The organism is Stutzerimonas stutzeri, assembly GCF_000935215.1.
GTDB lineage: Bacteria > Pseudomonadota > Gammaproteobacteria > Pseudomonadales > Pseudomonadaceae > Stutzerimonas.
In genome coordinates, this window is record NZ_JXXD01000268.1 from 1 (window position 1) to 8003 (window position 8003).

6 protein-coding genes are annotated in these 8003 nt (G+C 63.3%); 1 reads left to right on the forward strand and 5 read right to left on the reverse strand.

Annotation, left to right across the window (positions count from 1 at the left end; translation table 11 throughout):
- The 5 genes from LO50_RS21655 to LO50_RS21675 all read right to left on the reverse strand — a co-directional run.
- Nucleotides 1-1007: histidine kinase dimerization/phospho-acceptor domain-containing protein (locus LO50_RS21655; RefSeq protein WP_044316331.1), on the reverse strand; the 1007-nt coding region annotated here is incomplete at its 3' end.
- A gap of 76 nt (nucleotides 1008-1083) precedes the next feature.
- On the reverse strand, nucleotides 1084-1818 hold the full coding sequence (gene ompR, locus LO50_RS21660) for an osmolarity response regulator transcription factor OmpR (protein WP_014821967.1): 735 nt from the start codon (nucleotides 1816-1818) through the stop codon (nucleotides 1084-1086).
- Between the two features lie 92 nt (nucleotides 1819-1910).
- Nucleotides 1911-3260 carry an HlyD family type I secretion periplasmic adaptor subunit gene (locus LO50_RS21665; protein ID WP_042927660.1) on the reverse strand — a complete coding sequence of 450 codons (1350 nt, stop codon included), beginning with the start codon at nucleotides 3258-3260 and terminating at the stop codon, nucleotides 1911-1913.
- A gap of 7 nt (nucleotides 3261-3267) precedes the next feature.
- Nucleotides 3268-5436 (reverse strand): type I secretion system permease/ATPase, encoded by a 2169-nt coding sequence (locus tag LO50_RS21670; RefSeq protein WP_152624002.1) that lies wholly within the window; start codon nucleotides 5434-5436, stop codon nucleotides 3268-3270.
- 21 nt (nucleotides 5437-5457) lie between these two features.
- Complete coding sequence (locus tag LO50_RS21675; RefSeq protein WP_042927658.1) at nucleotides 5458-6804, reverse strand: TolC family outer membrane protein; 1347 nt, start codon at nucleotides 6802-6804, stop codon at nucleotides 5458-5460.
- Nucleotides 6805-7110: 306 nt separating this feature from the next.
- Between LO50_RS21675 and LO50_RS25235 the strand changes: the two genes are divergently transcribed.
- On the forward strand, nucleotides 7111-8003 hold an 893-nt coding region (locus LO50_RS25235; protein WP_044316330.1), incomplete at its 3' end, for a retention module-containing protein.

The window sequence follows — 8003 nt, forward strand, 5'->3', positions numbered from 1 at the left end:
CGCAAGGCGTTCTCGATGAGGTTGACCAGCAGCCGCTTGACCGATACCCGACGCAGGGCGAACGGCGGCATCGGCTCGACGCACAGCCGCACGATCTCCTGCTGCTGATTGTAGGGTGCCACCACTTCGCGGATCAGCTCACCGAGGTCGGTGGTTTCCACCGGTTCATCGCTGCCGTCGCGGACGAAGGCGAGGAACTGATCGAGGATCGCATTCATGTCCTCGACATCACGAATCATGTCGTCGGTCAGCTCGTCATCGCTGCTCATCAGCTCCAGCGACAGGCGCAGGCGCGTCAATGGCGTGCGCAGATCGTGGGAAACCCCGGCCAGCATCAGTTCGCGCTCCCGGCCAGCCTGCTCGACGTCCTCGGCCATCTGGTTGAAGGCGCGATACACCTCGGTCATCTCGCTCGGCGTATCGCTGATCGGCAGACGCACGCGCCGGCCCTTGCCGATCTGCCGTGCGGCGAAGACCAGCCGCTTGAGCGGCAGATTGAGCTGGCTGACGAAGATCCACGCCGCACCGGTGGACAGCAGGCCGATACCGAGGAACCAGCCGAGCACGCTCCAGATGCGCTGGCCACGCAGCGGATAGGCGTACAGCGGCACCTGCACCCAGTCCGGCCCCAACGCAGGCGCGCGCACCCAGATCGCCGTGGACGGCTGGATACGCACGCGCACCTCGGTATCGTCGCCCAGCTCGTCGCGCATCTGCCGCTGGAAGATCTCGGTGTAGGGCCAGTGGTATTCGCTGCGCGGCACGTTCTGCTCGGCCACCAGCTGCAGGCCGGCGGCGCGACCGATACGGTCGCGGTCTTCGAGATCGGCGGCCCAGTAGGCACGCAGCGTCAGTGCCGCGCCGTGGCTGTACTGGCGGTCAACCAGCACGTCCTCGTTGGTCATCAGATAGACCAGCGTCAGGACCTTGGAGAACAGCACCACGATCAGCACCATCCACAGGGTGCGGGCGAAGAAGCTTTGCGGGAACCAGAGCGGAGTTTTCATGAAGTCCCGACGGCAGGCCCAGGACGGCAGGCCGCGAGCGTAACGCGCTCGCAGCCTGCAGCAGGCCGCAGCCAACTCACTTGTTGCCGTCCGGCACGAATACGTAACCCACACCCCAGACGGTCTGGATATAGCGCGGCTTGGACGGGTCCGGCTCGATCAGCCGACGCAGGCGGGATATCTGCACGTCGATGGAGCGCTCCAGTGCATCCCACTCGCGCCCGCGGGCGAGGTTCATCAGCTTGTCGCGGGTCAGCGGCTCGCGTGCGTGCTGGACCAGCGCCTTGAGTACGGCGAACTCACCGGTGGTGAGCATGTGCACCTCGTTGCCCTTCTTCAGCTCACGGGTCGCCAGCGACAGCTCGTACTCGCCGAAGGTGACGGTCTCGTCCTCACTGGCCGGCGCGCCCGGAACCTGCGGCGCCTGCCGACGCAGCACCGCACGAATGCGCGCGAGCAGCTCACGGGGGTTGAAGGGCTTGGCCAGGTAATCATCGGCGCCCTGCTCCAGGCCCTGGATGCGACTGGCCTCGTCGCCCTTGGCGGTGAGCATGATGATCGGGATCTGATTGTTGCCCTCGCGCAGCCGGCGGCACGCAGACAGACCATCCTCACCCGGCATCATCAGGTCGAGCACCACCAGCTGGAACAGCTCGCGGCTGAGCAAACGATCCATCTGCTCGGTGTTTTCCACGGTACGGACGCGGTAGCCCTGCTCGTCGAGAAAACGCTCGAGCAGACGTCGCAGACGGGCATCGTCATCGACGATGAGGATTTTTTCGCCTTCGCTGGCTGGCGCAGTGCTGCTCATGGAAACTCCCAGATGGTCGACGGCGCATTATTGCGCAGTGTGGATCGGCCCTACTGACAGCCATTGTTAGCAGATTTTTCCTGCGCCACCACCTAGCGCTCGCGAAGTGCCTCGGCCTTGGCGCGGATGATCGGCTTGAGCAGATAGCTCAGCACGCTCTTGTGACCGGTGATGATGTCTACCGAAGCCATCATGCCGGGGATGATCAGCAAGGGTTTCTCATCGCTGCCCAGGTGACTCTTGTCGGTGCGCAGATGGATAAGGAAGAAGCTGTTGCCATCCTCGTCCGTGATGCTGTCGGCGCTGATGTGTTCCAGCTCCGCCTTCAAGCCGCCATAAACAGTGAAGTCGTAGGCGCTGAACTTGACCATCGCCTCCTGCCCCGGATGCAGGAAAGCGATGTCCTGCGGGCGAACCTTGGCCTCGACCAGCAACGTGTCGTCGAGCGGGACGATCTCGACGATGTCGCTGCCTGGCTGGATGACGCCGCCAATGGTGCTGACGAGCATCTGCTGGACAACGCCCCGAACCGGGGAGGTGACGAGCGTACGACGCACCCGGTCTTCCAGCGCCTTGCCGGTAGACTTCAGCTTCGACAGCTCGGTACGCGCCTCGTTGAGCTGAGTCAGGGCCTCGCTGCGGAACCGCCCGCGCGTCTCGCCGATCTTGCTTTCGATTTCCTTGATCGCCGCATTGGCGCGAGGCAGCGCCAGGGTGGTGGCATCGAGTTGCCCGCGACTTTCCACCTCAGCCCGCTTGAGCCGCAGCACTTCCACCGGTGAGATGGCGCCGCTTGAGACGAGCGGCTCGGACATCGCGATCTCCTTGCGCAGCAGGGCCAGGCTGCTGCGGAACTGCTCCTGCTTGGAACTCATCTCGCGCACTTCCTGACGACGCTGGGCGAGCTGCTCTTCCAACCCGCCGATTTCATCGCGCAGCTGGTCGCGGCGACTCTCGAACAAGGCGCGCTCGCTGTCGGCGAGGTTGGGGGCATCACGCAGCACATGTTCGGGCATCGCCAGGTCGCGCCCCTCAACCTCGGCCGACAGGCGCTCCACTCGCGCTGCCAGCGCCAGGCGGTCAGCTTCGGTTTCACCTACGTTGGAGGCGAAACGCGTGTCGTCCAGACGCAGCAGCGGATCGCCGGCCTCTACGATCTGCCCCTCTCGAACGAACAGCTCGGCGACGATGCCGCCCTCCAAGTTCTGGATCTTCTGCAGGCGTGACGAGGGAATGGCCTTACCTTCGCCCCGGGTGACTTCATCGACGATGGCGAAATGCGCCCAGAGCACCAGGAACAGCACGAAAGCGAGCAGTCCCCATATCGTCAGGCGCACCAGCCGCGGTGCGTCCTCGATGAGCGCCTTGCGCACCTCCGGCAGGGGTTCGCCACGGGAGCCGAACACCGAGCCGACGCCACCGCGCGCCTGGATCGGGGGGATCGAATGCTTAGCTGACACGGATCTGACCCTTCTTCAACGCCTCGAGAATCGACGCCTTCGGCCCATCGGCGACGATCTGGCCACGGTCGACGATCACCAGCCGATCGACGAGACTCAACATCGAAGTGCGGTGAGTTACCAGCAGCAAGGTCTTGTCGGCAACGACCTCTGCCAGCTGCTGTTTCAAGCGTTCCTCGCTGGTGTTGTCCAACGAACTGGTCGGCTCGTCGAGCAACAGGATCGGCGGATCGAGCAACAATGCGCGCGCCAGCGCCACGCATTGGCGCTGGCCGCCGGAAAGGTTCTGGCCGCGCTCGCCCACCTGCAGTTCGTAGCCCTTGGAATGCAGACGGGCAAATTCATGCACCCCTGCCAATTCGGCCACTTTCACTACCCGATCGTCTTCGACATAGCGCGCGCCCATCAGCAGATTGTCGCGCAGCGTGCCGGAAAACAGCTGGATATCCTGCGCCACATAGCCGATGTTGTTGCGCACGTCGCTCACATCCAGCTGCCGCAGGTCGATGCCGTCGACCAGCAGGCTGCCGGCATCGGGCTGATGCAGGCCGACGATCAGCTTGGCCAGCGAGCTCTTGCCGGAGCCACTGCGCCCAATGATGCCCACCTTCTCGCCTGGACGAATGACCAGACTGATCTGCCGCAGGGCGGCGTCCTTTTGCTCGGGGTAGTTGAAATCCACGCCGCGGAATTCGATCGCACCCTGCAGGTTTTCCCGCTTCAACGGCCGCTCGCCACTCTGCCGCTCCTGCGGCAACGCCATCATGTCGTTCACCGAGCGCACCGTGACCTTGGCCTGCTGATAGCGGGTGAGCAGACCCGCCACCTGACCGAGCGGTGCCAGGGCGCGACCGCTGAGCATGTAGCAGGCAATCAGCCCCCCCATGCTCAGCTGGCCGTCGATGATCTGATACACGCCGAGCACGATCATCACCACACCAGCGAACTGCTGCAGCGCCATCGTGGAGTTGAGCGCCAGGCTCGACAGCATGCGTGCACGCAATTCAAGCCGGCTCAGGCTGCCGATGGTCTGCTCCCAAAGATGCTGACGCTCGCTTTCCGCGTTGTTGACCTTCACCGCATCGAGGCCTGCCAACGTTTCGATCAGGCTCGACTGACGCTCTGCCGATAGCGCCATGGTGCGTTCCAGGGTGTCGGCCAGGGGCCGCTGCAGCGCGAAGCTGAGTGCTGCAACCAGCGGAAAGGCCAATAGCGGCACCCACGCCAGATGCCCACCGATCAGCGCAATCACGGCAATGATCAGCAAGGTGAATGGCAGATCGATCAGGCTCGCCAGCGTCAGCGAAGCGAGAAACTCGCGCAGTGACTGGAATTCGTGAATGTGCTGGGCGAAGGTCCCGACGCGCGCTGGGCGGTGGCGCATCAGCATGCCTGCCACCCGCTCGAATAGCGTGGCGGAAATGATCAGATCGGTTTTCTTGCCAGCCAGATCCAGACACAGCCCACGCAACGTCTTGAGCAGCAGATCGAACACGAACGCACCGCTGATGCCGATGGCCAGCACCCAGAGCGTTGCCTCGGCCTGGTTCGGTACCACACGGTCGTAGACGTTCATGACGAACAGCGGCGTGACCAGGCCGATGAGACTGATCACGAAACTGGCGGCAATGGCGTCGATATACAGCCAGCGCGAACGCTTCAGCGTGTCGCGAAACCAGTGAGTCGTCCGCGGGATAAGTTCACCGCGATCCAGATCGAAGCGGTGTTGCGGCTGAGCGAAGAAGGCCTGCCCCGTGTAGTCTTCCTCGAGGATTTCTCGCGCGACATCCAGCTCACCACCCTCGGACTCGCTGGGCATCACCCGCGCCCGCCCGTCCGGCTGCCAGCCCAGTAGCAATGCGCAACGCCCGTCACGCAACAGCAACAGTGCAGGCAACGCGAGGGCGGATATCTGAGTCAGCTCACGACGCAGCCAACGACCGCGCAGACCTGCCCGGGCTGCCGCACGCGGCAGCAGCTCAGGAGTCAGTCGATGATCGGCGAGTGGCAAACCGGCACTTAGCGTCGCCCGGCTGGCTGGCTTCTGGTGGAAGGCGCAGAGCGAGAGCAGGCCATCCAGCAGCGGATCGTCATGGCTCGAGCGCGGGTCGAAGCGCAAGGCCGCCTCGGGCGTTACAGCATCCTGAGAGTGCATCATGGGACCCGACGGGCCGCCCTCTTAATTCATCGCGGGCAACTGGACCTGAGCGCGCACGTCATCCATCGGCACGGCGGCCAGGGGCGCCACGACCCCCTGGTTGCGCAACAGAGAGCCGCTGACCGCCTGGATGCGGTAATGGCTCAAAGCCTCACTAAAGCGCACGTCTTCGAGACGACGCGCAGCGGTGAACAGTTCGTTCTCGCTGTCGAGCAAATCCAGCAACGTACGCTCACCCAGGGTGAACTGCTGCTGGTAAGAATCGCGCACACGGCTGCTGCGATCGACGTATTCCTGAGCAATCGGAAGCTGCTGGCGTGCGTTGTTCAGAGCGTTCCAGGCCAGCCCCATCTCCTCGCTGAGCAGACGCAGCGCGTTGTTGCGAATATCCATGGCCTGCCCGACCTGGCTGGCGCGAGCGCGTAGGTCAGCACTGTTGCTGCCGCCCGCGAACAGGTTGTAGCGCATGCGTACCATGGCCTGCCATTCGTTCTCGTGCCCGTTCACGCCGTCGATATCGTTATTGGCGCCACTCGCGAGCTCCAGCGCAAAGCGCGGGTAGAACTCGGACTTGGCTGCCTGCACCTGCGCCTCGGCGGCGTTCACGTCCGCCTGCGCCGAACGCAGCTGCGGGTTTTCCACCAGCATCTTTTCACGCGCCTGCTCAAGGCTCTGCGCAAGCTCCACCGCAGCCAGCGCCGGCCGGCTCAAGTCGGTCGGCATCTTCCCCACCAGCGCGAGGTAGTTGACCTGGCTATCGGCAAGGTTGGTCTGTTCTGTAATCAGGTTATTGCGCGCCTGGGCCAGACGAGCCTCGGCCTGGTCGAGGTCGGCCATCCGCCCGACGCCCTGGCGGCTGCGAAGGCTGATCTGATCGAAGATCCGCTCATGGCTGCGCAGGTTTTCCTCGGCCAGACGCACTAGCGCCTCACGACGCAGGACATCCATGTACACCTGCGCCACTTCCAATGCGGTGCGCTCCGCACTGCCCAACAACTCATAGGCCCGAGCGTTGACCGTAGCGCGCTGGCGCTTCACTTCGCTGGAGGTGGCGAAACCGTCGAACAACATCTGCTGGGCAGTCAGGCTCGCCTCACCCCGGCTCAGCGTACGGTAACCATGCTCATCCTGACGCGTACTGACACTGTCAGTGCCCTCTCGACCATAACCCGCCACCAGATCCACTCGGGGCAAATAGCCGCCCTTAGCGGAACGCAGCTGCTCCTCGGCCGCCATACGAGCGTGAACGCCGGCGCTGATTTCCGGATGGGTATCGAGCGCGCTGCGCATTGCCTCCTGCAAAGACTGCGCATGAGCGGCGGCCGAGACGGCGAAAAACAGGGGAAGCACCAGGGCGAAAGGCTTCATGACGACGGGTTCCGAAAGTTGGGCGAGTGGCAAGGCCGACACGACAACAGAGCGCAAACGGGACCCATATGGGTGCGTAATACCACTACTGCGTGAGCGTTTTCGGCTTAATGAAAAAAGCGTACCTGCTATCACAGTGACATCATTACGTACATTGTTTAACATCACGCTATCGAGGGTCAATAGATTGACCCTCCACTCGTCGACTTTTTATTAGCGTCAAAAATATAGCAAGTATACTCCGCAGCTCGGCGGCACTCTATCAGGCCCCAAGCCGGTCTACATCTACCATTCGGAGCAAAGAACATGAGCTCTAACTACGTCGTCGTGAAAAGCGTTATCGGCCAGGCGTTTGCGATATCGGCGGACGGCGTTCGCCGCGCTTTGTTTGAAGGTGACCGGCTGTTCAGCGGTGAGCAGGTCCTGACCGAGGCAGGCAGCGCCGTAACGCTGGAGCTACCGAATGGCGAGATGATCAGCCTGGGCGAATCGGCATCCTGGCAAGCTGGCGAGCTGGCTGACACAGGCGATTCCGAGCCGATCTCGGAGCTGGAACAAGCAATCGCCGATGGCTTCGACCCCACCACTGATCTGGAAGCGACCGCTGCCGGTCCTGGCGCAGGCGGCGGGGCCGGCGGTTCCGGTGGCGGCCATACGGCCATCGTCCTGGACGAAACAGGCGAACAAGTGCAGGCGACGATCGGATTTCCGACGGACGGCTTGACTTCGACCACGTTCGAGACCGCTGAAGAAAGCGCCGCCTTTTCTAACGCTTTCGTCAATACCACTGCGCCAGCCGCACCGACCGTCTCGTTGCAGGCCGATACCGGCACAAGCGGCACTGATGGCATCACTAACAATGGCGCCCTGACCATCGGCGGAACCGAGACCGGCGCCACCGTCGAGTACAGCACCGACGGCGGCCAGACCTGGACCGATAGCTTCTCGGCCATCGAAGGCAGCAACACCGTTTCCGTCCGTCAGACCGATGTGGCCGGTAATACCTCCGCGGCCACTACCGTCAGTTTCACCCTCGACACCCAGGTCGCCGCGCCGACCGTTTCGTTGCAGGCCGACACTGGCGCCAGCGGCTCGGACAGCATCACTAACTCCGGTGCCCTGACCATTGGCGGAACCGAAGCCGGTGCGACCATCGAGTACAGCACCGATGGCGGTCAAACCTGGTCCTCGTCCTTCAC